Annotated in this window: 19 protein-coding genes; 3 read left to right on the top strand and 16 right to left on the bottom strand. The window is 53.2% G+C overall.

Annotation, left to right across the window (positions count from 1 at the left end; translation table 11 throughout):
• Nucleotides 1-348 precede the first annotated feature (348 nt).
• Both EYB31_RS20725 and EYB31_RS20730 read right to left on the bottom strand, forming a co-directional pair.
• Nucleotides 349-1,203, bottom strand: a complete 855-nt coding sequence (locus tag EYB31_RS20725) for a carbohydrate ABC transporter permease (RefSeq protein WP_240762696.1) — start codon at nt 1,201-1,203, stop codon at nt 349-351.
• A 59-nt stretch (nt 1,204-1,262) separates the two neighbouring features.
• Nucleotides 1,263-2,168: an ABC transporter permease gene (locus tag EYB31_RS20730; protein WP_131015482.1), complete on the bottom strand. Its 906-nt coding sequence runs from the start codon at nt 2,166-2,168 to the stop codon at nt 1,263-1,265.
• Between the two features lie 287 nt (nt 2,169-2,455).
• Between EYB31_RS20730 and EYB31_RS20735 the strand changes: the two genes are divergently transcribed.
• Entirely contained in the window at nt 2,456-4,702 is a 2,247-nt protein-coding gene (locus tag EYB31_RS20735) for an acyltransferase family protein (RefSeq protein ID WP_240762666.1), read from the top strand.
• A 468-nt stretch (nt 4,703-5,170) separates the two neighbouring features.
• Here the strand turns inward: EYB31_RS20735 and EYB31_RS20740 are convergent, their stop codons facing one another.
• Together EYB31_RS20740 and EYB31_RS20745 are read right to left on the bottom strand one after the other, a co-directional pair.
• Complete coding sequence (locus tag EYB31_RS20740; protein WP_131015330.1) at nt 5,171-5,725, bottom strand: hypothetical protein; 555 nt, start codon at nt 5,723-5,725, stop codon at nt 5,171-5,173.
• A 1-nt stretch (nt 5,726) separates the two neighbouring features.
• On the bottom strand, nt 5,727-5,912 hold the full coding sequence (locus EYB31_RS20745) for a hypothetical protein (protein ID WP_131015331.1): 186 nt from the start codon (nt 5,910-5,912) through the stop codon (nt 5,727-5,729).
• A 323-nt stretch (nt 5,913-6,235) separates the two neighbouring features.
• Here EYB31_RS20745 and EYB31_RS20750 point away from each other — a divergent pair, with 323 nt between their 5' ends.
• A complete protein-coding gene (locus EYB31_RS20750) occupies nt 6,236-6,982 on the top strand; it encodes a helix-turn-helix domain-containing protein (RefSeq protein ID WP_131015332.1) in 747 nt (248 codons plus the stop codon).
• Nucleotides 6,983-7,182: 200 nt separating this feature from the next.
• Here EYB31_RS20750 and EYB31_RS20755 read toward each other — a convergent pair whose 3' ends face one another.
• The 11 genes from EYB31_RS20755 to EYB31_RS20805 all read right to left on the bottom strand — a co-directional run bounded on the left by EYB31_RS20755 (nt 7,183) and on the right by EYB31_RS20805 (nt 21,105).
• Nucleotides 7,183-9,489, bottom strand: a complete 2,307-nt coding sequence (locus EYB31_RS20755; RefSeq protein ID WP_131015333.1) for a helix-turn-helix domain-containing protein — start codon at nt 9,487-9,489, stop codon at nt 7,183-7,185.
• Between the two features lie 167 nt (nt 9,490-9,656).
• Nucleotides 9,657-10,244 carry a Fe-S-containing hydro-lyase gene (locus tag EYB31_RS20760; protein ID WP_240762668.1) on the bottom strand — a complete coding sequence of 196 codons (588 nt, stop codon included), beginning with the start codon at nt 10,242-10,244 and terminating at the stop codon, nt 9,657-9,659.
• A complete protein-coding gene (locus EYB31_RS20765) occupies nt 10,241-11,083 on the bottom strand; it encodes a fumarate hydratase (RefSeq protein WP_131015334.1) in 843 nt (280 codons plus the stop codon). The genes EYB31_RS20760 and EYB31_RS20765 overlap by 4 nt, the downstream gene beginning before the upstream one ends.
• Before the next feature lie 39 nt (nt 11,084-11,122).
• Nucleotides 11,123-11,896, bottom strand: coding sequence for a succinate dehydrogenase iron-sulfur subunit (gene sdhB / locus EYB31_RS20770; protein WP_131015335.1), 774 nt, complete (start codon nt 11,894-11,896; stop codon nt 11,123-11,125).
• Nucleotides 11,897-11,970: 74 nt separating this feature from the next.
• Nucleotides 11,971-13,731 carry a succinate dehydrogenase flavoprotein subunit gene (sdhA, locus tag EYB31_RS20775; RefSeq protein WP_131015336.1) on the bottom strand — a complete coding sequence of 587 codons (1,761 nt, stop codon included), beginning with the start codon at nt 13,729-13,731 and terminating at the stop codon, nt 11,971-11,973.
• An 11-nt stretch (nt 13,732-13,742) separates the two neighbouring features.
• Nucleotides 13,743-14,378 (bottom strand): succinate dehydrogenase/fumarate reductase transmembrane subunit, encoded by a 636-nt coding sequence (locus EYB31_RS20780; RefSeq protein ID WP_131015337.1) that lies wholly within the window; start codon nt 14,376-14,378, stop codon nt 13,743-13,745.
• 12 nt (nt 14,379-14,390) lie between these two features.
• Entirely contained in the window at nt 14,391-15,728 is a 1,338-nt protein-coding gene (locus EYB31_RS20785) for an MmgE/PrpD family protein (protein WP_131015338.1), read from the bottom strand.
• A gap of 171 nt (nt 15,729-15,899) precedes the next feature.
• Nucleotides 15,900-16,805, bottom strand: coding sequence for an HpcH/HpaI aldolase/citrate lyase family protein (locus EYB31_RS20790; RefSeq protein WP_131015339.1), 906 nt, complete (start codon nt 16,803-16,805; stop codon nt 15,900-15,902).
• Between the two features lie 213 nt (nt 16,806-17,018).
• On the bottom strand, nt 17,019-18,500 hold the full coding sequence (locus EYB31_RS20795; RefSeq protein WP_240762670.1) for an aldehyde dehydrogenase family protein: 1,482 nt from the start codon (nt 18,498-18,500) through the stop codon (nt 17,019-17,021).
• 186 nt (nt 18,501-18,686) lie between these two features.
• Entirely contained in the window at nt 18,687-19,808 is a 1,122-nt protein-coding gene (locus tag EYB31_RS20800) for a zinc-binding dehydrogenase (protein WP_170318255.1), read from the bottom strand.
• Nucleotides 19,809-19,923: 115 nt separating this feature from the next.
• Nucleotides 19,924-21,105 carry a CaiB/BaiF CoA transferase family protein gene (locus EYB31_RS20805; RefSeq protein WP_131015340.1) on the bottom strand — a complete coding sequence of 394 codons (1,182 nt, stop codon included), beginning with the start codon at nt 21,103-21,105 and terminating at the stop codon, nt 19,924-19,926.
• A 243-nt stretch (nt 21,106-21,348) separates the two neighbouring features.
• Here EYB31_RS20805 and EYB31_RS20810 point away from each other — a divergent pair, with 243 nt between their 5' ends.
• Entirely contained in the window at nt 21,349-22,008 is a 660-nt protein-coding gene (locus EYB31_RS20810; protein ID WP_131015341.1) for a GntR family transcriptional regulator, read from the top strand.
• A gap of 202 nt (nt 22,009-22,210) precedes the next feature.
• Here EYB31_RS20810 and pyrH read toward each other — a convergent pair whose 3' ends face one another.
• The gene (gene pyrH / locus EYB31_RS20815) at nt 22,211-22,951 is read right to left on the bottom strand and encodes a UMP kinase (RefSeq protein ID WP_131015342.1); all 741 of its coding nucleotides are present in this window, start codon (nt 22,949-22,951) and stop codon (nt 22,211-22,213) included.
• Between the last annotated feature and the right edge of the window lie 768 nt (nt 22,952-23,719).

Here is a 23,719-nt window from a genome sequence, read left to right on the forward strand (position 1 = left end):
TGGTTTAATTGCAGTTGGTGGCTTTGATGCAGTTGGTGGTTTGATGCGGTTGGTGTTTATTGCAGTTGCTCTATTGCAGTTTCATTTAACGCCTTTAATTACTATTACTACTACTTACAGGATCTGCCCGGCGTGACTTGTTTGGATGAATGTTTATTCAGTGTATCCTGCGAAGGTCAGGGAATTATCATGGAAAGTTTACGTCCGCTTGTGAAAATCGCGTTTTCACCATTGAGTAAGTTAAGGAAAACGCGATTTTCATTGGCGGTGGAATGATAATCCCTTACCGCAGCAGGCGGCAATCTGAATAAACATTCATCCCCTCCACCTCGCCGAGCAGATCCTCCTTCACCCCTTCACCGACCCCAACAGCACCCCTTTGGCAAAATGCTTCTGCAAGAACGGGTACACCAGCAAAATCGGCAGCGTCGACAGCACAATCATCGCCATATTGACCGTCTGCGCGGGAATGTTAAAGCTGTCCTGGTTGCCCTCGCCGAGGCCCCCTTGCGATAAAATAATCAGCTGCCGGACGAGCACTTGCAGCGGCCATTTTTCATTGTCGTTGATGTAAAGAATCGCCGTGAAATAGCTGTTCCAATGACCCACCGCGTAAAACATCACAAACGTGACGATGGCCGGCAGCGACAACGGTACGACGATGCGGACCAAAATACCGAGATCGTTGCAGCCGTCGATTTTGGCCGATTCTTCGAGACCTTCGGGCAGCTGCTGGAAAAAGTTTTTCATCACGATCAGGTTGAAGGCGTTAATCGCCCCCGGAATCATCAGCGACCAGTAGCTGTCGAGCAGCCCCATCGCCTTGACGATCAGAAAGGTCGGAATCATGCCGCCGCTGAACAGCATCGAAAAGATGACCATCAGCATGATCGGCTGCCTGCCCTTTAAATCTTTGCGCGCTAACGCATAGGCCATCAGCACCGTAAACACAATATTGACGAGTGTGCCCACAACAGTAATGTACACGGATACTCCCAGTCCCCGAAGAACCGCCTCCGACGAAAGCAAGTAGCTGTAAGCTTCGAGCGTGAACCGGGAAGGAATCAGCGTGAACCCCGCTTTGTTCATATCGGCCGCAGGCGTTAACGAGCCGGCCAAAATGTACAAGAAGGGGATGACCGCAGCAAGGGCAACGCAAGCAAGCAGCACATAGTTCACAACGTTAAATACATAGTGGCTCAGCGGCCATTTGCGTTTAACCGCCGCAGCTGCGGGGTGGGTGGCTCTCGTAGAAGCTGCTTTCAATATACACCCTCCTCTCCGCATTTTTTGGCGATATAATTGGCGCCAAGCACAAGCACAAGGCCGATGACCGATTTAAACAGCCCGACGGACGTACTGTAGCTGAACTGCCCCTGCTGGATGCCGATGCTGTACACGTAAGTATCGAACACCTCGCCGACATTCCGGTTAAGCGGATTCAGCATCAGAAAAATTTGTTCAAAGCCGGTGTCCAGAAAAGAGCCAAGCCGCAAAATAAGCAATATGACGATTGTGCTGCGTATCGCCGGGAGCGTAATGTGAAACAGCTGGCGAAACCGCCCCGCTCCGTCCATCCGCGCCGCTTCATAAAGCTGCTGATCGACACCTGCGAGCGCCGCGAGAAAAATAATCGTGCCCCAGCCCGTTTCCTTCCACATCAGCTCGGAGACAACCATCGTCCGGAACCACTGCTCACTGACCAGGAAATTCAGCTTTTCCCCGCCTATCGAGGCGATCCACTCGTTAACGATGCCCCCTTCCGTTGTAAAAAAGATGTAAGCGATGCCGATCACCACAACCCATGAGATAAAATGGGGGATATAGATGAGCGTTTGCACGAACCGCTTAAACAACTCCTTACGCACCTCATTCAGCATTAAAGCGATGACAATCGGCAGCGGGAAAAAAAACACCAGATTGTAAAAGGCAAGGATAAACGTGTTGCGGAACAACATCCAAAACGCCGGATCGGTAAAAAAACGTTCGAAATGCTTGAAGCCGACCCACTTGCTGGCCATGAAACCTTGAAATACTTGATAATCCTGAAACCCGATCAGCACCCCCCACATCGGTACATATTTAAAAATGACAAAATACAGAAAACCCGGCGCCACCATCAAATACAACCAACGGTTTTTAGCTACTGCACTCACAGCATTCAGCATGACATATCGTTGCACTGAGTTACCTCCGTTTTCAGCGTTGAAGCCGTTTGATCCCCACTATAAGATCTGCTGCCGGTAACGTCTACAATCATCCGGGATCATCCGCAGCCGGCGAGTATAGCCATCCGGACGATAATCATTTCGGATCATCTAATCATTTCCGAAAGAGGCGCCTGCGAAAGCTGTGAGGAGGGGCATTCGGAGCAAAAAGTGTAACCGATTTGTAACACTACAAGCGGGTAAATTTCTTTAAAATGAAGAGACAAACGACAACAGATTACGACATCATGAGACAGCACCCGGGAGGAAAAGGAAGCAGCATGCAGCCGAAGCAAATGAAAAATGAGAATGTAAACAATTCAACGATTAACCGCCCGTACCAAGGGCCTAAAAACGGGGCGCCCCGCTTGCAGCCGGATCATGAACACCGGCCAAGCTCATCTCCTCCCGCCGGACCATGGAAAGACACGGCTGCGGTTCTCTCCGGGGACGTGCATATACAAGATTCCGCGCCCCCGCAATCCGGCAGCCACCGCTACATGCCCGGACTTGACGGACTGCGCGCGCTCTCCGTGCTCGCGGTCATCGTCTATCATCTTCATGCGGATTGGATGCCTGGCGGTTTGCTTGGCGTCGGTGTTTTTTTTGTGCTGTCGGGTTACCTAATTACCGATCTTCTGGCCGCCGAGTGGAACAAAACCGGCAGGCTTGATCTGAGAAACTTCTGGCTGCGCCGGGCCCGCCGTTTGCTGCCCGCGATGCTGATTATGCTGACCGCCGTCGGCGCCTTTGTTGCATGGGGCGCTCCCGAACGGATGGCGTCGCTGCGCGGCGATATGCTTGCTTCGATGTTGTATGCCAGCAATTGGTGGTTTATTTTTCGCGAGGTTTCTTATTTTGACAGCTTTGGTCCGCCCTCTCCGCTTGGGCATTTATGGTCGCTCGCCGTGGAAGAGCAATTTTATGTATTGTGGCCGCTTCTCTTCGCCGCTGCGCTGCGCTTCGTCAAACGGCGGGGATGGCTGATTGCGCTGACGCTGGCCGGAGCTGCAGGTTCGGCCCTCTTGATGGCACATCTGTTTGAGCCGGGCGCAGACCCAAGCCGGATATATTATGGAACGGATACAAGAGCTTTCGCCTTGCTGATCGGCGCCGCCTTTGCGCTGCTGTTTCCCAGCTCCAAATTGGGTACCCGCATGGCTGAGAAGTCCCGAGGACTTCGCGTATTCAATTTGCTCGGGGTGGCCGGGCTGCTGGTCGCGTTGTACATGTTTTGGCACACCGAGGAATACGACAGCTTTTTATATCCCGGCGGCTTCGTGATCTTGTCCTTCGCGTCGGGTCTGCTGATCGTCGCGCTGGCCCACCCTTCCGGACGGCTCGGCCGGATATTCGGCTGGTCTCCGCTGCGCTGGCTTGGGGTCCGCTCTTATGCGTTATACCTTTGGCATTATCCGGTCATTGCGCTGACTAGCCCGGCTTTTCATAACGGCAGCGTCAATCTGCCTTTGGCGTTTATTCAGCTGGCCGCCAGCATCGGTCTGGCCGCCGCATCGTGGCTGCTGATCGAGAAGCCGATCCGGAGCGGAGCACTTCGCGCCTGGTGGGGGCAAGTGAAGCAAAGCCGCGTTGGCAGACGCACGGCCATATCCGGCAAAGCTTGGACCGGGACAGCGATTATTACCGTGTTAGGCGTGTGCTGCACCTACATTTCGATGGTGTCTACCAATGCAGCCGGCTTTGTCTCTTATGCCGCCGCACACGACAGTGCAGCGTTTTGGGCGCTTACCGCTTCCGCACATACGCAGCCGGCAGCGCCGCAGCAAGAGATGTTTCCTCCTGTCGGCGCTACTGAGCGCGACATTTTCACGGCTGGAGACGAAAAGCCGCTGCGGCACAACGAAGAAGAATCTACGGCCACATCCGGGCATATTGGCCCGTCGATCCGGCCCGCAGGCTCCACGCCAACAGGCGGCAGCGCCAGGCCCAATTCGTCCGATAAAGCAGATGTAGATAAAGGAATCCCTGTAACGGGAGCAATGAAAACATCAAGAGGAGATCAAGGGGTGACCGCCATCGGCGATTCGGTGATTATCGGTGCCGCACCTTATCTGAAAGAGCTGATTCCCGATATTGTGGTGGACGGTCAGATCGGCCGGCAAATGTCGGAAGCCCATAACATTGTCGACACGCTCAAAGCCCAAGGCGATCTTGGCGACCGTGTCATCATCGAACTGGGCACTAATGGGGCGTTTACAAGCAAGCAGATCGAGTCATTGCTCGATTCGTTAAAAGAAGTCAAACAAGTTGTGCTGGTCAACACCCGCGTTCCGCGTCCCTGGGAGGACGAGGTCAATACAGCGCTTGAGGAAGCTTCGTCGCGGTACCCTAACGCCACATTGGTCAATTGGTACAAAGCGAGCGCCGACAAAGATACTTATTTTTACTCCGACGGCGTTCACTTGAATGAGGAAGGAGCGCAGTTCTACGCAGCGCTGATTGCCAAAGCGATAGAACCCGGCAACCGCTTGTAGCCGCAGTTGCAAGCTGAGTTCCGGGCTGCCAGATTCTTCGGGCGGCGCATTCCGCATATGCTGCTGCACATGCGCCTGCACCGGAGCAAGTACAGAATGGGGTTCGGCACGATGAGCAGCGGCTTGGTAAATCCACAATTCGCCGACAAGTGATGCTGAGGATGTTTGGGTAGTCGCCTAAGAATACAATGACAACTTCCTCCAGGCATCACAGTTAAAAGTTTTCCCCAAACTAATACTTATCTAAAATTTCGAGACAAGCATACCATTATTATGCACCCAAACATAAAGTAAAAAGTACCGTCCGCAGCGTCACAATAACGCAACTGACGGTACCACTAATACTAATGGTCAATACTCGGACAGATACTGGTAAACGCTGCGAACCCTTATCCTGCTTTAAGGTTCTGGTTCTATCAGGACAGGATTAAACAACTGAACGTAGCTAGAATTCAATACTCAGCCATGCTACTGCGCTTCTTCTTGTTCATAATCTTTGTACATACCAAGTTGTAAACAATATTCTAGTTTATTATCAATAATAGGAATAAATGCTGTAATATCAATTTTCTCGTTTAGAAGCATGTTTTTATGAATTGTAAACACTTCAGAAGTATTAATAATACATTCCCGACGTGTAACTTCTTCAGGCAAATATACAAAAAAAGGATGGGTTCCTTCCTTGACTCTTTTGTACCAACCTTTTTCCTTCTCACGTTCATCTATGCTTAAAATCGGAGCAACTGAGATATTGATTTTAGCTTGGTCGGAACAAAAGTCGTCTCTAGAAATAATGACAACTTTCCGCTGTTTAAGCCCCAAAACTACATGATTGACTTTACCAGGTGTGAAAACTCCATTATGTGCGCGGACTGTACCTTGATTCGGATTATCCTTATCCCTCTCAAAAAAATCAAGTGGTCGAGCACCGGTGTAAGGAATAGCCGCTTCATATATCCAACCGCGCTTTATTTTATCCCAATTACTCGAATCCAGGAATGTCAAGTCACGATTGTTAGACACATTAATCCCTCTTCCAACTATGTTTAATGAAGTCTTCCGACTCCTTCATGTCTTTAGCTGAAAGTCGTTTTATCGGCTTGACTTGTATATATTGACTAAGATCTTTCTCGTATTTACGGAGAGAAAAGTCAACGATCTTTGCTGCAGTGGCTGCCATCTTTCTGCGACCTCCTTTTTTCTTACCCATATTACATCGCCTCCTATGTAGGCTGATGTATATGTGCTAATATATATTAAATAGACCACAAAATAATCAAAAATTCTTACTTCCAAAAGAGTCCCTTTCTAAACTAGACTTGACTCTTAAATATATTTTACTATGTTAGACCTTAACGCTGCTTTTATCTTTTAATACACTCCATTCAGCTAGCTGAATGGAGTGTATTAAAAGATAAAAGCATATATATATAAATAATATAATAAGAATAAAAGATGGAAGTTTTTTGTTGTTGATATTGAATTTATTTGATAGAATTTGAGTAAGATATATACAAAATGGGCGTGATAATTATGGATTTTCAGAAAAAATCCACGAAAAAAAACGAAAATTTTTTTTTGAAAAGTACTTCTGAAAAAAATAAAGTCTTTGAGGAACTAAAAGAATCATACGGCTCTTGGAAAAAAGAAATTCAAGCAATGAACAAACCCTTTTTTGCAATTCATTCTGATTTTAAACAATTATTTTTAAAAGACTTAAGTGGGGGAGCCTTAAAACTTTACCTTTATCTTGGGTTTCATGCAAAATATTACACTGGGGAATTATGGCACACTTCTGAAGAGATTTCTTCATTTTTCGGGAAGGATCAAAGAACGATAGGAATTTGGTTCAAAGAGTTAGAGGATCGTGGTTTAATTTTTAGAGAACAAAAAGGCTTTCGAATGAAAGCCAATACTTTCCTTAAACCATATGGATTTACTTTTACGGAAATAAACCCAATAAATTCAAACCATTTAGCGTCTAGTATAGTTCAAAATATTGAAGCAAGCAAAAAATTAGGATTTAATCCGCAAATGGTACTAATCCTTAACCACTCTTTAAAAGAGTACACTATTTTGGTGATTTATAAGAATGAGAACAACTTTATTTGTTCTTACTTTTTGAATTTTCTTGAATCAGAAATTAAAATACTTCGTTACAACTTAAAGAATTTATCTATAAAATGTGATAATTTGGATATTGAACATTCACTTAATTCTAGTAAAAATAAAGAACTTTCTTTATACACTTTATTACAAAAATACTTAGATGAAGAATGATCTTAAAAATGGTTATTATGTCGCGTCATAGATTACAACGAGATAGTTTGCCTGGGAGTGACGTCATTTAACGCAAAAGGAGCTTTGCCACTGATAGCAGTGGCAAAGCTCCTCTTCGTTTTTGTCGATTTGGCATATGGAGCCGAGCAGCGGCTTGGTAAATCCACAATCCGCCTGCACATGCCGCCGGGGGCGCTGACCTAACTCCATTCTTTATGGAGCTCCCGGTATTGACCGGGCGTCATGCCCTCCATTTTGCGGAAATAGCGGATAAAATTTTGCGCATTGTTGTACTGCAATCTTTCGGCGATTTCGTTCACCTTCATCTCCGACTGAACCAGCCATTTCTTGGCGGTCAGCAGCCGGTGGCCGGCGACGTATTCGCTGAAGCTGACGCCGACGTCGCGGCGGAACACCCTTTTGACATGACTGGGGTGAAAATGCAGGCGGGCGGCGCACGCTTCCAGCGTCAGCTCGTGATCATCCTGCTCGTGAATCATCCGCAGCACCTGTTCGGAGATGCTTGTATCTTGGGAGGCGCGCGATTGCTCGACAGCCGCCGCAATGGCCCCGATGATGTCCTCACGGAACCACCGCTCGATCTCGGCGGCGGAATTCATGTCCAGCAGTCTTTCGAACAACGAGCGGCTGCGGCCCGCCGCTTGGTCAAGCGCTGCGCCCATCTGCTGCGCCAAGTCAATCAATTCCATCAGCAGCCGGGCCAGCGACATCTGGTACTCCTGGCGGCTGGACTCCTTGGAGAAAACCTCCTGGATAAATTGCCCGAGCAGCGTATAAGCACGGTCCATATCAAGCAGCTTGATCGCATCGAGCAAGCCGCCGGCAACCACTTCCGGGTAATACGGCTTCACCCGCTGCGCGGGCTGCCGGTCCTCGATGAAAATAATCGTTTCTGCGCCGGTCTTCATCCGGTATTTCAGCGCCTCCAGCCCTTCCTGGTAAGCCGCGGGCATGTCGCCCCACTCGGAGTAGGCGCGGCTGACGCCCAAGCTGATCGGCAAGCCAAGCGTGCTGCGCACCGCAGTCTGTATTTTTTCCGCCAGCTGATACAGCTGGTTTTTGAATTCCTCCCGGTCTTCCGTTTCGCTTCCGAGCAGAGTAACCTGGGAGGGATGAATCAGGATCGGACTGAGCCGGTTGGCAGCGGGCACCAGCTCGCTGACGATATTGCTTACCGCAAACAGGATCAAATCGGTATCCGCCTCACGAAAACGCGTGTGCTCCAATGAGTCGAGCTGCGCAACCAGCACTGCTTTGGTTTTCCATTGGTGCGGGAAGGCGAACCGCCGGATGTTCTCCGCAACGTCCGCCGCCTTCACTTCGCCTTGCACAAGCTTCAGCACAAAATAATCTTTCAATTGGCCCATCTGCCCCTGAAGCTGATCCTCCAATTCATGCTGCGTCATTTTTAAATTCTGAATCCGCTCGCCGATATATTGAAACTCATCCTGCTTTTTCAGATCTTGGGCCGATAACGCCGCCCCTTTAACGGTTTCGTACAGCTTGCGCACCGGCCGGTACAGCCTTTTGGAATACATATATACTCCAGCGAAAGCCAGCGCCATAATCCCCAGACAGATGAACAGCGTGATCCAGAATATCGCTCTGGATTCGCCCGTCACCTTGACGACAGGGACCAAAGTCATGTAAGTCCATCCATTGTAAGTTGATTTAACGAAATTAGCGGACACCCTCTGCCCCAAAAAATCAGTGAGCACCGGTTCCGAAGGCCGGTCGCCGCTCATGTCTGCAGGCAACATGCCTGCATTCGGGAAATTTTTCCCCGTCCATTCTCCAGACGGGTCAATCAAGACGGTGCCGTATTCGTCGAGCACATATTTACCGCCGAGTTCATCGGCATTTTGCACATATTTATTGATTTCGCCGGGGCCAATTTTGACGACGACAAACATAGTCGGGATTTGGGCATTAAGCGGAAGCTGACGGATCAATTGAAGCGCGGGCCTAGACCCTCGCGTCGACAGCCCGGAATCGGCAGGAAACGAAGCAAGCCAAAAGGAGTTTTTTTCTTTCCGTACATATTTGGTCAAATCGAGGTTGGATTCATAATCTTCAAAACGGTACATGCCGCTGTTATCCAGCAGCCAACGTTTTCCCGTGTTGATCAGTTGAATGTCCTGAATGCCGAGCTCATAGGACTGAATGCGCTGCATGTATTCCCGCAAGTCCCGAATCAGTTGAAAATCCTTATATGTGAGTTCGCTGTCCAGCGAATTATTGACCAGAGGAGAGGTAACCAGCTGCATCGAGGCCGCATCGACGGCCTTTAAATACTGCTCCATGCGCAGCTCGGTTTGCAGCGTATTTTGGGCGCTGCCTTCATTCACTTTTTGCAAGGCGATGCCCGATGATTTGTAATAAGAAAAACATCCCAGCACGATGACCGGAAAAATGACGATGATGACGCTATACCAGAACATACGTGAGAAATAACCGGTCAATAAAATGTTTCTGCTCACGTTCATCCGCCCCTTTTAGCGCTTGTTCAAAAATGCCGTTGTTTAGCGACGTGAAAAGCTGTGTCTGTACTGTCATTATACCAACAAAACAGATGCGCGGGGATACATTTTCCCGCTAACATTTGCTTCGCCCAATCAGTTTAGCGGCACGGACGAAGCGCCCCTCCCGTGCATCAAGGGGCTCCGTCCGCCGAACCATATGCCGCTTTTGCCAGCTCATACCAATCGCCGCCATGGATGTCGTTAATCACGATCGCCGGAAAGTTTTCTACCGTCAGCTTGCGGACCGCCTCGGTGCCCAGCTCCTCGTAAGCGATCACCTCCGCTGCGCGGATTGAGCGCGAGATCAGCGTCCCGGCCCCGCCCACTGCGGCGAAATACACTGCCTTATGAGACACGATGGCGTCGATCACCTCACGGCTGCGGTACCCTTTGCCGATCATGCCTTTTAATCCGCCCTCCAGCAAGGCGGGTGTATACTTGTCGACCCGGCCCGAAGTTGTCGGTCCGGCCGAACCGATGATTTGTCCGGGCTGCGCCGGGGTCGGACCGGTGTAATAGATCACCTGGCCCTGCAATTCAAAAGGCAGCTGATCTCCGGCGGCCAGCGTCTCGAACATCCGTTTATGCGCCGCATCCCTGGCCGTGTAGACTGTGCCGCTTATCAGCACGCGGTCCCCGGCGCGCAGCGATTCGCATGTGGACTCATCCAATGGAACCCGGATGCTGATTTTCCCTCCATTCGAGTCGGCTCCGTTCACAGCGTCACCTCCTTATGCCGGTTCGCATGGCAGTTCAGGTTGACGGCAACCGGAAGAGAGGCGATATGGCAAGCGTATATTTCGACCTTAACATCAAGCGCTGTTACGATCCCGCCCATGCCCTGCGGTCCGATGCCCAGCCGGTTGATGCTTTTCAGCAGTTCCTCTTCCAGTTCCGCAATGTCGGGCAGCGCATTTCTTTCGCCAACCGGCCGAAACAACGCCCTTTTCGCCAGCAGCGCGCACTTCTCAAAGCTGCCGCCGATGCCGACGCCGACCACCAGCGGCGGGCAAGCATTGGGACCGGCGATGCGCACCGTGTCCACAATAAACCGCTTGACGCCCTCCAAGCCGTCGGCGGGCTTCAGCATGCGGAGCGCGCTCATGTTCTCGCTGCCGCCGCCTTTGGCGGTAACCTTCAGCTTCAGCCGGTCCCCTGGCACCAGCTCGGTATGAATAACGGCCGGCGTGTTGTCCCCGGTATTAACCCGCTGCAGCGGATGTCCGACGATCGAGCTGCGCAAATAGCCGTCCTTGTAGCCTCTGCGCACTCCTTCGTTGATCGCGTCATACAAGCTGCCGCCCACGATGCGGCAGTCCTGCCCCACCTCCGCCATCACAACGGCGACCCCGGTGTCCTGGCACATCGGCACCTTTTCGGCTGCGGCCAGCTCTGCATTTTCGAGCAATATTTGCAAAACATCCTTGCCCGTTTCCGACACTTCCTTATTTAGCGCAAGCCGCATGGAAGAAACCGTGTCGTCGCCCAGATCGTAGTTGGCTTGCATGCACAGCTCCCTTACTTTGTCCACAATATCGCGGACATCGACTTCTCTCATACAGATCCAAGCCTCCTTTGCACTGTACGGGCAGCTCAACTACCCTTTCAGCCATTTTTTCAAGGCATAGCGATTTGCCTGTCCGTTCAACTCCGCGATGGCCGTCGTCAAAGGGATTTCCTTCGGGCAAGCGCGCACGCAGTTTTGTGAATTGCCGCAGCCGCCGATGCCGCCTTCACCGATGACCGCGTCCAGCCGCTCCTCCTTCATCATCGCCCCGGTCGGATGCATGTTGAAGTATTTGATCTGCCCCATCGCGTAAGGCCCTAAATAGGGCGATTGCTCACCTACATTCGGGCAAGCGTCCATGCAAACCCCGCAGGTCATGCAGGTCGAATACACGTAAGCGTCCTGCTGGTCTTTCGGCGAAATGCGGGGCCCGGGGCCTAACGCGTACGTGCCGTCGATAGCAATCCAAGCGCGAATCTGCTTCAGCCCATCGAACATCCGCTGCCGGTCGATCACCAAATCCTTCTCTACCGGGAACGTGCTCATCGGCTCCAGCACGATCGGCTGCTCCAGCCGGTCAATCAGTGCCGAACAAGCTTGGCGGGCCCGGCCGTTGATCCGCATGCTGCAAGCGCCGCACACTTCCTCCAGGCAGTTCGATTCCCAAGCGACGGAGCGCACCGGATTGCCCTCCCGGTTCACCGGATTGCGCTGAATTTCCATCAATGCGGAAATCACATTCATATTCGGACGGTAGGCCACGGTGAAGTGCTCCCAATACGGGGCCGTCCCTTGGCCGTCCTGCCGCTTGACTTTCAGCTCGACGCGGCGCGCTGTCCCGCTGCCGGCACGTTCTGTTTCCATGATCCACAGCTCCTTTGCCTTACACCATTACACCATTACACAAGGTCATTCCAGTTTGCTCATTGACGGCTCCCCTAGCTGCCCGCCTTGGCTACATCGTACCGCCGCTGCCGCGGCTGGATAAAACTCAAATCAACCGCTTCGTAGCTCAACTGCGGCCCGTTTGGCGTATGCCGGGCAATCGTCGTTTTCAACCAGTTGGCATCGTCTCGTTCGGGAAACTCCGGCTTGTAATGCGCTCCGCGGCTTTCGTTACGATGCAAGGCGCTGACTGTGATGACGCGGGCCAATTCCAGCATATTCCACAGCTGACGCACAAACGCCGCCGTCTTGTTATTCCATCTCGCCCCGTCGTCCACGCCGATCCGCTGCCACCGCTCCATCAGCTCCTGCAGCCGCTCATCGGTCATCTTCAGCCGGTCGTTATGCCGCACCACCGTGACGTTATCGACCATCAGGTCGCTCATCTCCACATGCAGCCGGTAGGCATTTTCGTTTCCGTTCATGTCGTAAATACGGCTCATCTCCGTCTCCTGCCGCTCCCGTTCTATTTTGTACCAGGTCTCCGCCACATCCGCCGAAGGCACGGAAAGTCCTTTGGCATAAGCGAGCGCCTTTGGCCCTGCGATCATACCTCCATAAATGGCCGACAGCAGCGAGTTGGCCCCTAGACGGTTCGCCCCGTGATATTGGTATTCGCATTCCCCGCACGCAAACAAGCCGGGAATATTCGTCATCTGGTCGAAATCGACCCACACTCCGCCCATCGAATAATGCATCGCCGGAAAAATTTTCATCGGCACCTTGCGCGGATCGTCGCCGGCGAATTTTTCATAGATGCTGACAATGCCCCCAAGCCGCTGCTCCAGCCGTTCCGGCGAAAGATGCGATACGTCGAGGTACACCATGTTTTCGCCGTTAATGCCCAGCTTTAAATCGACGCACACATGAAAAATTTCGCGGGTCGCGATATCCCGGGGAACCAGGTTGCCGTAAGCGGGGTATTTATCCTCCAGAAAATACCACGGCTTGCCGTCCCGGTACACCCATAACCGGCCGCCTTCCCCCCGGGCCGACTCGGACATCAGCCGCAGCTTGTCGTCGCCGGGGATTGCCGTCGGATGGATCTGAATAAATTCGGCGTTCGCATAATGAACCCCCTGCTGGTATACAACACTGTGCGCACTGCCCGTATTAATCACAGAATTAGTGCTTTTTCTGAAAATGTTGCCGATCCCGCCTGAAGCCAAAATGACCGCATCGGCCCGAAAATCGCGAATGTCCATCGTTTTTAAATCCTGCGCGACAATGCCCCGGCATACTCCGTCCCCGTCCAGCACGACCGAGAGCAGCTCCCAATATTCGAACTTTTCGACCCATCCCTCGGCTTCATAACGCCGCACCTGCTCGTCAAGCGCGTATAATATTTGCTGCCCCGTCGTCGCCCCGGCAAAAGCGGTCCGCGAATACGAAGCGCCCCCCAGACGCCGGAAATCGATATGGCCTTCCGCCGTACGATTGAACTGCACGCCCATCCGGTCAAGCAAATATATGATATCGGGAGCGGCGTCGCACATCCCTTTCACCGGCGTCTGGTTAGCCAGAAAGTCGCCACCGTAAATCGTATCGTCAAAATGCTCCCACGTGCTGTCCCCTTCGCCTTTCGTATTTACAGCTCCGTTGATGCCGCCTTGCGCGCATACCGAATGCGACCGCCTGACCGGCACAAGCGAGAACAGCTTTACTTTCTCGCCCGCTTCGGCGATTTTGATCGCCGCCATTAAACCGGCAAGCCCGCCGCCAATGACGATATACTGCCTTCCCGTGCTCCCCATGATTTTCCCCCTTAAAAAGCAAGCAGCGTGGCCAGCCACACGACGCTGAGCACGATAAACAACCCGAAGCAAATTCTCGCGGACACCCGCTGCGCTTGGGGGCGAATCGTAATACCCCAAGTGATTAACCCCGCTGCAAGGCCATTCGTAAAATGAAACGCCGCCGACAGCGTGCCGACCGCATAAAACAGCAGCACCGGCGGATGGTGCAAATGCCCGCTGACATAGCCGAAATCGATCGTCCTGCCAAACAGCATTTGCGCAAAACGAAACGCCCACAGATGGTACAGCACAAACACCAGCGTCACGACGCCGCTCACCCGCTGCAGCACAAACATCCAGTTGCGGGCGTAGGAATACGAGCGCGTGTTCAGCCTGCCGGTAAACGCGATATATATGCCGTACCCGGCGTGATACAGCAAGGGCAGCGCGATACACACCAACTCAAACAGCCCCAGAAAAGGAATCGATTGCAGTCTGCCGATCTGCTCGTTGTACGCGGTTTCTCCGAGCATGGCGACCGCATTCGAATACAGATGCTCGAATAAAAACAACCCCAGCGGCACGATGCCGGCCAGCGAATGGAGCCGGAGCAGCAGGAACCGCACCGCAGAGGCCGGTGCGGCCGTACGGGTTGTAGTGGACATAGCGACTCCCTCCTATAGCTCCGACAGCAGCAAGCCCGCTTCGGCCAGCTCTTCCAGATGCAGCGTCCTTTCAACATAACGCTCCACCGCCTCCGCGGGGCGATCCGCCGTCAGCTTGCGAAACTTGTCGACAAGCTCATCCGTCACCGGCGACTCGGGATCGCCTTTCGGATAATCCGTCTGCTTGGCGATCCGCGTTCCGTCCGCCAGCTTCACTTCAATGGCGGCTCCCCACTTCTCCGGATAGGCCGCGTCGATCTGCGGATCGACTCCAACCTCCACGCGCCGCATCAGCGCCAGTACCTCGGGGTCGGCAAGCGCCGATTTGCTGAAATCGGCAAGACCGGCCGATCTTTTGACGGCCGCAAGCGCCGTGCAAAATTGCAGGCTGAATTTGGCGGCATATACCGTTTGCGGGTGCGGATTATCCGTGATATTAAGCGCAACCTGATACGTTTTGACCGCGATGCTTTCTATCGTTTCCGGTCGAATGTCCCGCTCCTGCAGCATTTCCAATATCATATCGACGGCGTGGTGCGTGTGGCGGCAGGAGGCATGGATCTTAAACGAATTTTCCGTAATCTTGTACGTTTGCCCCAATCCCTCGGTCACCTTCATTGCGTCAGCCGATTCGGACATCGCTTGAAAAAAACCTCTGCGCCCTTCCAAAATACGCGTCGCCCCGGTAAATCCCCGCTGCGCCAGCTGCGCCGCCAGCACCCCGTTCATCGCCGCCTTGCCCGGATGGAGCTGCTTGCTCATTGCGCCGTCCTCGATAAACTCCCATAAGCCTGCAGCCTGCGTACCCGCGCTGCCCAAAGCTTGGATCAGTTCCTCTTCAGTCAGACCGAGCAAATACCCGGCTGCCGCCGCTGCGCCGAAGGTGCCGCATGTCGCCGTATTATGCCAGTAATAATAATGGGAAGGCGATACCGCTTCGCCGATCCGGTAGCAGATGTCGTAGCCGATGACAACCGCCGCGATCAGCTCGCGGCCGCTCTTGCGTTTCCATTCGGCAACAGCCAGTGCAGCAGGAATGACGACCGTAGCCGCATGGATAATGGACGCTTTATGGATATCGTCCAACTCGACGATATGGCTGGCCGCCCCATTCACCAGTGCGGCATTCCACACCGACGATGTGCCGCCGGTAATAAGCGTGGCCTGGCCGCTGCCGCCCATATCTTCCGCTATGGCCGCAAGGATTTGCGCCGGCTGCTGCTTCTCTCCGGCCAGCGCCGAGCCCAGCCAGTCGAGAATGCACAGCTTGGCGAACGATACCACCTCCGCAGGCAACTGCTCGTAACGGGTATTTATAATCATGCGGGCTATTTCCCGGCTTAAGCTCATAACAGGTTCTCCTCTTTGCTTGGAACTCATATTTGCTTGCTGTACCCTTGCTTGCTGGTGCCTTGTTTGCTGGTGCCTTGTTTGGCACTGTCTTCGGTATTCGCACATACCTTATTTTTGCAATCAACGGATCAACCGTTTCCGCGTCATTTTTATTTCCGTACCCGGACTTCAATCCGTGCTTGCATGCATACCTGCATCTGCTCCCATAATCAAACCGAGACGCCGCGCCGTCTCCAGCACATGCATATGGCGCTGCACAACCGGATAATCGATCATTTTGCCGTTCCACATTATAGCTGCAATCCCTGCTGATTCGGCCTTACGAAATGCGGCGACCACCGCTTCAGCCTCCTCAATCGCTTGACGCGTAGGGGCGAAGATGCCGTCGATGGTTTCCGTTTGCGCGGGGTGGACCGCCAGCTTGCCCTGGAATCCGAGCTGCTTCGCCAGACGGGTATCCCGCTCCAGCCCCGGCAAATCCTTAATGTGCGTATATACCCCGTCGATAGGTGCTTCAATGCCCGCCGCCCGCGATTGAACGACCAATTGCGAGCGGGCATACAGCAGCTCAAGACCGTCGTCCGTCAGCTCTCCGTTAATATCAAGCGTATAATCGACGGAACCGAAGGCCAGCCGCCGGACGCGCCCGCAGCAGCTTGCGATCTCGTAAGCCCTGTACAAGCCCTCCGCCGATTCGATTAACGGCACAAGATCAATAGCTCCCGGCTGAAGACCCTTTTGAAGTTCCCATTTCGACAATACGCGGTGAGCATATTGGATATGCTCCGCTTTCGCCGCCTTCGGAAGCATAAAACCGTGAAGCCCCGGCATAGTCAGTTCGGCAACATCATCCATAAACCAGATGCTGTCCGCATCGTTGACGCGCACATATTGAAGACGCTGCGGCGTATTCTGAAGCGCTTCTGCAACTGCGGCGCGTGCTGCGGCTTTTTCCTGCGGAGGCACGGAATCCTCCAGATCGTATATAATTACGTCGGCTTGCAGCTCCGGCACCTTGGCCAGCCTGCGCCGTTGATTACCCGGTACAAAAATCCACGAACGAAACAATGACATCCCGTCAACTCCCAGCAGCAATGTATGCCCGGCAATACGGATTGCCGTAACGTTTTTTTACCGCATGTTCTGATATAAATGCAGGCCTGCCTGTTGCCAATACCGCCATTGCCCTTATAGCATCCGCACACAGACACGTCCAGTTGCCGGGATAAGGTTTAATTTGTCGTGCCATAAATCCAAAATCGGGATACCCCGTGCCCGTTATTGCCGCTACAGCAGCCGGATGCCGATAAACTTCAGCTCGGTCATATCTTCGATGGCGTATTTCACGCCTTCCTTGCCGATACCGCTGCGCTTGACGCCGCCATATGGGATATGATCGTATCGCAGCAACGATACTTCGTTGATCCATACACCGCCCGTCTCCAGCACATCCGCAATGCGCAGCGCACGGTTCAGATCGCTGGTAAACACTCCCGCCTGCAGGCCAAACTCCGAATCGTTGGCATAAGCAACGGCTTCCGCTTCGGTCTGAAAGGGCAGGAGGCAGACAATCGGCGCAAACACCTCCTGGCAGACGACCTTCATCTCATGCCGCACATCAACCAGCACGGTCGGCTCAAACAGCGTTCCGTTTCGTTTGCCTCCCGCAACCGCGCGCGCACCCTGAGCGACCGCTTCACGCACCCAAGACTCGGCCCGTTCCGCCGCCACCCCGGTAATCATCGGTCCAACATCGGTAGCCGGATCTTCGGGATCCCCCACCTTCAGTTTGCCGACTTCGGCAAGCAGCTTATCGAGCAGCGGCTGGTACGCGTTCTGCTGCACATATACCCGCTGCACGGATACGCAAGCCTGACCGGCGTATACAAAACCGCCCTTCACGATCGATGCGGCCGCAGCATCCAAATCAGCATCGTCAAAAATCAGGTTGGGCGCGTTAGAGCCAAGCTCCAGCGTCACCTTGCTGGATTTGGCCATCTCCTTGATGCGCCAGCCTACGGCCGAGCTGCCGGTAAACGTCACCTTCTTGACGCGCGGATCGGTCACCAGCGGTTCAACAATGTCCGTCCCCGGTCCCATGAGAATCTGCAGCGCACCTTGTGGCAGGCCTGCCTGCTCTAGCAGCTTATACAGCAGCACCGGAGTAAACGGCGTCTTCTCGGCGGGCTTCAGCACCACCGTATTGCCCGCGGCGAGCGCGGGAGCAACCTTGTGCAGCACCAGATTCAGCGGAAAATTAAAGGGCGTGATCGCCGCCACAACGCCAAGCGGGTAACGCTTGGTCAGCCCCCAACGGCCTTCCCCGCCGATCGCGCTGTCCAGCGGAATCTGTTCGCCGCCGATGTTTTTCGCCCCTTCTGCGGCAAAACGCAGCACCTGCACCCCGCGGGCCACCTCGGCCCGGCCTTCCCGCAACGGCTTGCCGGCCTCCAGCGCCAACAGCCGGACGAATTCGTCCGCGGACTGCTCCACCAAATCGGCCGTTTTGCGTAAAATATCCGCCCGGCGGTAGGCCGGCATCGATTTCATCACATCGTGAAATACACGGTGAGCGGAAGCGACCGCCTCATTCACATCATCAGGCGAAGCCGTTTCGATATAACCGATCAGATGCTGGTTGTAGGGACTGCGAACCTCCATCCGGCTGCCGCCGCGCACTTCTTTGCCATCGATGATCGAGCCTTGAACCAGCGGATTTCCTGTATCCATTACGACATCCTCCATCCGTTCCTTCACCGCCTTAAACATGTGTCTCTCGACTCCGCATGCTTATTGCTAAACGCAGTTAAGTATCTTTCGCATCTTTCAGGTCCCCATGTTTATTGCTAAACGCAGTTAAGTATCTTCCGCATCTTTCGGGTCCCCATGCTTATTGCTAACGTGGTTAACCATCCTGCGCATCTCTCGACTCCGCATGCTTATTGCTAAACGTGGCTAAGCATCCTGCACATCCCCGGGAATAATCGATGCTCTTGTCACTTCACGATTAGCCGATTTATCCAGCGCCTCGCCGATATCCTCCAAGCAGAAATGAGCGTCCAGCATGTCGGCAAACGGGTATTTCTCCATATTCGCCGATAAAAATTGCAGCGCTTTATGCAAATACCACGGTTCATAGCGGATAATCGGAATGATCTGAATCGCCTTACGGGTCAGCAGCCCCGGATCAAACAAGGTTGTCGCTCCCGGCGACACGTTACCGATGCTCACGTAACGCCCGCCCGGACGTATATAATGAATGCCTTCGCTAAAAGCGTCGGGCACGCCGGAGAGCTCCAGCGCAAGATCGGCAAACCGTCCTCCGGTCCAATCGCGGATCGCCTCGATCCGCTTCGCCGGCGTATCCACCTGCCGGATGTCGATCACGTGATCGGCGCCAAATTGCTTGGCTTTGTCCAAACGGCTCGCCACGGCATCGAGTACGATCACCGTTGCGCCGAACTCCTTGGCTACAGCCGCAGCGTTCAAACCGAGCCCGCCTGCGCCTTGCAGCACCACCGTTTCGCCGTATCGCAAGCCGCCTTTTACCAGACCGTAATACACTTGGGTCAACGCGCAGTTCACGCTAGCCGCAGCCGTATCGGGCACATTGTCCGGCACCTTATACACGTACTGATCGGGATGAATATAATAGTGAGTCGCAAACGAACCGTGAAAATGGGGAGCCTCTGCGGCATCTTTCACCCAATAAGCGTATGCATTCGCGCATAAAGCAAACTGGCCTTGCTGGCAAAATTGGCATTTGCGGCAGGTCAGAAAATACGCCGCAACCACACGGTCTCCAAGGCCAATCGGTTCACCGGCGGAATCGGTTTCCACGCCCGGCCCGAGCCGTTCTATCCGGCCGACCATCTCATGACCCATCACGCCCGACTTTTTGGTCGGGTGTTTGCCCTTCCATATATGCAGCTCGGACCCGCATATATTCGTGCGGATCACCTTTGCCAGGATTGCGCCTTGGCCGGGTTCCGGCAGCTCATAATGCTCGAACGTCAGCTTGCCGGGTTCGGTCATGACCGCTACCGAACCTTTGGGACGAAACGCTTTGTTTTCCATAACGATATCCCCTTCCCATATTTATGATCTTTACGGGGGCGAGCGGTGGAGGGCCAGCCCTTTCCCGAGATCATCATATCCTGAATACACATCCACGATTTGCAATTGGCAGCCCCTAGAACACTCCCGCTTCACGCCACGCCTCAATCGTCGGACGGTCAAAGCCGAATTCCGCCAGCAGCCGCTCCGTGTGTTCGCCGACCGCAGGGATCGGCCCCATCACCGCTTCGATGCCTTCCAATGTCACAGGGGGGATCAGCGCTTTTACAAGTCCCGCGGGCGAGTCGACCTCCCGCCAGCGCTGACGCGCGTTCAACTGCGGGTGCTCCGCGAACTCCCGCAGTGAGTTCAACCTGGCGTTGGCAATCTGCGCCTTATCCAGCCTGCCGACAATGCTTTCGGCCGTCATCGTCCGAAATACGCCGGTGATGATCGGCTCCAGTTCGTTTTGAGCCGTCACTCGTTTGGAGTTGCTGTCAAAGCGCGGGTCTCCGGTCAGTTCAGGACATTCCAATACATCTTTGCAAAAATAAGCCCATTCCCGCTCGTTCTGAATGCCCATAAAAATCAGCTTGCCGTCACCCGCCGGGAAAGGACCATACGGATAAATCGTCGCATGGCTCGCTCCCGACCGCTTCGGTTCGACGCCGCCGTACGAGGCGTAATACAGCGGATAACCCATCCACTCCCCGAGCGCATCCAGCATCGATACCTCAAGCACCGTCCCCGTCCCGCCGGATTTGGCCCTCGCCAACAGCGCGGTCAAAATGCCGGAGTAGGCATACATTCCAGCGGCGATATCGGCAACTGAAATGCCGGCTTTGGACGGCGTCCCTTCCGTCCCGGTAATCGAAACAAGCCCCGCTTCGCATTGGATTAGCAAATCGTACGCCTTCTTGTCGCGGTATGGGCCGTCCGAGCCGTAACCTGAAATATTACAAATAATGAGCTGCGGATATTTTTCTTTCAGAGCGGCAGCGCCGAAACCGAGCCGATCTACCGCGCCGGGGGCCAAATTTTGCACAAAAACATCCGCTTCTAGCAGCAGCGCATCAAGAATATCGCAGGCTTCCTTTTTCTTCAGGTCCAGCGTCATCGATTCCTTAGAGCGGTTGCACCAGACAAAATGGCTCGACAATCCGGAGACGGTGCCATCGTAAGCTCTGGCAAAATCCCCGGTTTGAGGGCGCTCGATTTTAATGACCCGCGCTCCCAGATCGGCAAGCTGCCGAGTTGCAAACGGTGCGGCCACCGCCTGCTCAAGCGAGACCACCGTAATTCCTTCCAAAGGCAGCATGCGGGCTGCACCTCCTCATTTTGGATTTTGGATCCAATATACGTTCAGTATAATAACGCTTACAATATGCTGTCAACATCTATTTTTCCAAATCGTGTCATGTACAAGTTGACAATACCGCAGCAATCGTTGTACCCTCTTTGTATCCAATATCCATTGAATATTTTATTTTGTAGGTATTTATGTCCATAGGTGACCACAAAGAAAATCAATTGGGTTAAATGATGAAATAGGAGAGATTTCATGGAACAGCTGTCGATATTACCGGCCCGCGAACAAGTGGCGGCTGCGCTGCGCAAGGCGATTTTTTCGGGCGAGCTGCAAGTGGGACAAGAGTTAACGCAAGAGGAAGTGGCGCAGCAGCTGGGGATATCCCGCATGCCCGTGCGCGAGGCTTTTCAAATATTGGAACGCGACGGGTTGCTGCTCTTGAGAAAACGCCGTGCGATTGTACAAGGCTTGACCGTGGACGATCTGGTCGATCATTACGATATCCGCTCCTTGCTTGAAGGGGAAGCGGCAGCCCGAGCCGCCGTGCGCAAGAAAGATATGCAGGATATCGCCGGGGCTCAGGCCCAAGTGGAAAAAGCCGCAGCAGCCAAAAATACAGCCGACTATTTATCGGCGAATGAAGCTTTTCACCGTGCCATCTGGGAAGCATCGGAAAGCGCCCGATTGGAAGGGCTGCTCAGCCAGCTATGGACCGGCCTGCCTCCCCATCTGCCGGAACTGCTGCCCGAACAAATCGAAAAATCGATTACAGAACATCGCCAGATCGCTGCCGCTATCGAGTCGGGCGGTGCCGAACAGGCGCGGGCGGCCATGTCCGTTCATGTCAAGCGCAGCTTGGACGATCTGCTCAAGCAGCAGAAGGCGTTGTCTGCCGGCAGTCCCCAGCAGTGAAGAAAGTAACTCCTCCCAACCGCGACCCGGCTTGCAGCCAGTACAACCAGCGGCCCTGGTCTTCACTTATACTGCGACTCACAAAAGGCTGCTTTCATAAGCGCCTCCATGTGGGTCGCAGTTCGCATCAAGTGAAAGGAGCTGCCGCCGTCCCGGTTTTGCTGCATCTTTGGCGGCTTCAAACCATCGCCCCAGCTAACAACTACTCCTCGAATTCCAGCACGGAATCACTGCTGATGGTTGTGCCGATTTCCTTGCCTTCGCAAATTTCTCGCATCGAGCCCGGCTTATCAAAGTTAAAAACATGAACCGGCAGCTTATAGTCCCTAGCCAAAATAAACGCCGACTGGTCCATCACCTTCAGATCATTTTGCAATACATCGTTGTAGTGAAGCGATTTGTATTTTCGCGCCTGCTTGTCGTATTTCGGGTCCCCGCTTAACACGCCGTCTACGCCTTGTTTGGCCACAAGCAGCGCCTGGCAGTTCACCTCGATCGCTCTTTGCACGGAAGGGTAGTCGGTCGTGACATACGGCTGGCCGTTGCCTCCGGCGAAGATGACGATGTAGCCTTTTTCCAGATGATGAATCGCTCTTAAGCGAATATAAGGTTCGGCGACCGAAGAGATCGGGATGGCCGTCATGACGCGAACCTCTTTGCTTGTCTTTGCCTTAAGCACACCTCTGAGCATCAGGCTGTTGATAACAGTAGCCAGTGTGCCGATATTGTCGGCCTCCGCCCGTTCAATGCCCCAGCTCTCGGCCATATTGCCGCGAAAAATGTTACCTCCTCCGATCACCAGTGACACTTCTACTCCCATGTTGACCACAGACATGATTTCTTCCGCGATATGGTCCAGCCGCTCCGGCTCAAAGCCAAATTCGCTGCCACCGGCCACTGCCCCGCCGCTCAGCTTAATGAGCACCCGTTTGTATTTGTTCAACTTACTCGCCTCCCTATAAAATTTGACGCTACATTTTATCGAAATTCACTTCAGATGAGCAGCCGCGATTGCACCTGAACTCGTTCTAGGATGCCGCAACTTCACCTTCCCTTACCGCCGGCTTCGGATCAACTTTCCGTTATACTAAAAAACACTAAAGCAATAAATGCTCTAGTGTTTCCGTATGGGGAAAATATGAAAAATAAAGAAGCCCGTCCGACACCAATCGCCCCTCATCCTCATATTTCCACTCCTATCAATTTTTTCATTTCATTTATTTTATATATGCATCCCCTTGTCTGTCAACTACCCCAGATCTTAAGAAATTGGCCAAGATCAGGCGGCGCTCACCTTGCGCTTAAGGGCTTGCCTAATTTATGCGAGATTTCACTGGCGAAGCCGCGGACGTCCCCCGCCAGGGCGGGCAGTTCATTTTCCTGAAAACGGCGGCATGGCCCGTTCTCGATACAAACCGCCGCGGCCTAGGTATACATTTTGTCAACACATACGTTGACACTTATAATACGTATGGTAAGATAAAGGCAAGCATATAATGAAAAAGAGAGCCATGCGCTAACATGACTCTCCGCGACAAGCGGTGAACCGCGGCGCGCAAATTTAAAATCAAAGTGCGAAAACCACCGTAGGCGGTCAACCTTTAAACGGTGGTTTTCTCTTTGCGCGTTTACGTATCCATCTATGTAGCTTCCGCAAACTGAACCATAGGCTGAGTAATGTGGCAACTACTTTGACAAATAAATAAAGCGT

Source organism: Paenibacillus thalictri, from assembly GCF_004307995.1.
Taxonomy (GTDB): domain Bacteria; phylum Bacillota; class Bacilli; order Paenibacillales; family NBRC-103111; genus Paenibacillus_AF; species Paenibacillus_AF thalictri.

What these genes read in the sequence shown, in the direction of transcription:
- EYB31_RS20730 (WP_131015482.1), bottom strand. Translation starts at nt 2,168, where the DNA reads ATGCTGAATGCTGTGAGTGCAGTAGCTAAAAACCGTTGGTTGTATTTG.
- EYB31_RS20735 (WP_240762666.1), top strand. Translation starts at nt 2,456, where the DNA reads ATGAGACAGCACCCGGGAGGAAAAGGAAGCAGCATGCAGCCGAAGCAA.
- EYB31_RS20745 (WP_131015331.1), bottom strand. Translation starts at nt 5,912, where the DNA reads ATGGGTAAGAAAAAAGGAGGTCGCAGAAAGATGGCAGCCACTGCAGCA.
- EYB31_RS20750 (WP_131015332.1), top strand. Translation starts at nt 6,236, where the DNA reads ATGGATTTTCAGAAAAAATCCACGAAAAAAAACGAAAATTTTTTTTTG.
- EYB31_RS20755 (WP_131015333.1), bottom strand. Translation starts at nt 9,489, where the DNA reads ATGAACGTGAGCAGAAACATTTTATTGACCGGTTATTTCTCACGTATG.
- EYB31_RS20765 (WP_131015334.1), bottom strand. Translation starts at nt 11,083, where the DNA reads ATGAGAGAAGTCGATGTCCGCGATATTGTGGACAAAGTAAGGGAGCTG.
- sdhB (WP_131015335.1), bottom strand. Translation starts at nt 11,896, where the DNA reads ATGGAAACAGAACGTGCCGGCAGCGGGACAGCGCGCCGCGTCGAGCTG.
- sdhA (WP_131015336.1), bottom strand. Translation starts at nt 13,731, where the DNA reads ATGGGGAGCACGGGAAGGCAGTATATCGTCATTGGCGGCGGGCTTGCC.
- EYB31_RS20780 (WP_131015337.1), bottom strand. Translation starts at nt 14,378, where the DNA reads ATGTCCACTACAACCCGTACGGCCGCACCGGCCTCTGCGGTGCGGTTC.
- EYB31_RS20785 (WP_131015338.1), bottom strand. Translation starts at nt 15,728, where the DNA reads ATGAGCTTAAGCCGGGAAATAGCCCGCATGATTATAAATACCCGTTAC.
- EYB31_RS20790 (WP_131015339.1), bottom strand. Translation starts at nt 16,805, where the DNA reads ATGTCATTGTTTCGTTCGTGGATTTTTGTACCGGGTAATCAACGGCGC.
- EYB31_RS20795 (WP_240762670.1), bottom strand. Translation starts at nt 18,500, where the DNA reads ATGTTTAAGGCGGTGAAGGAACGGATGGAGGATGTCGTAATGGATACA.
- EYB31_RS20800 (WP_170318255.1), bottom strand. Translation starts at nt 19,808, where the DNA reads ATGGAAAACAAAGCGTTTCGTCCCAAAGGTTCGGTAGCGGTCATGACC.
- EYB31_RS20805 (WP_131015340.1), bottom strand. Translation starts at nt 21,105, where the DNA reads ATGCTGCCTTTGGAAGGAATTACGGTGGTCTCGCTTGAGCAGGCGGTG.
- EYB31_RS20810 (WP_131015341.1), top strand. Translation starts at nt 21,349, where the DNA reads ATGGAACAGCTGTCGATATTACCGGCCCGCGAACAAGTGGCGGCTGCG.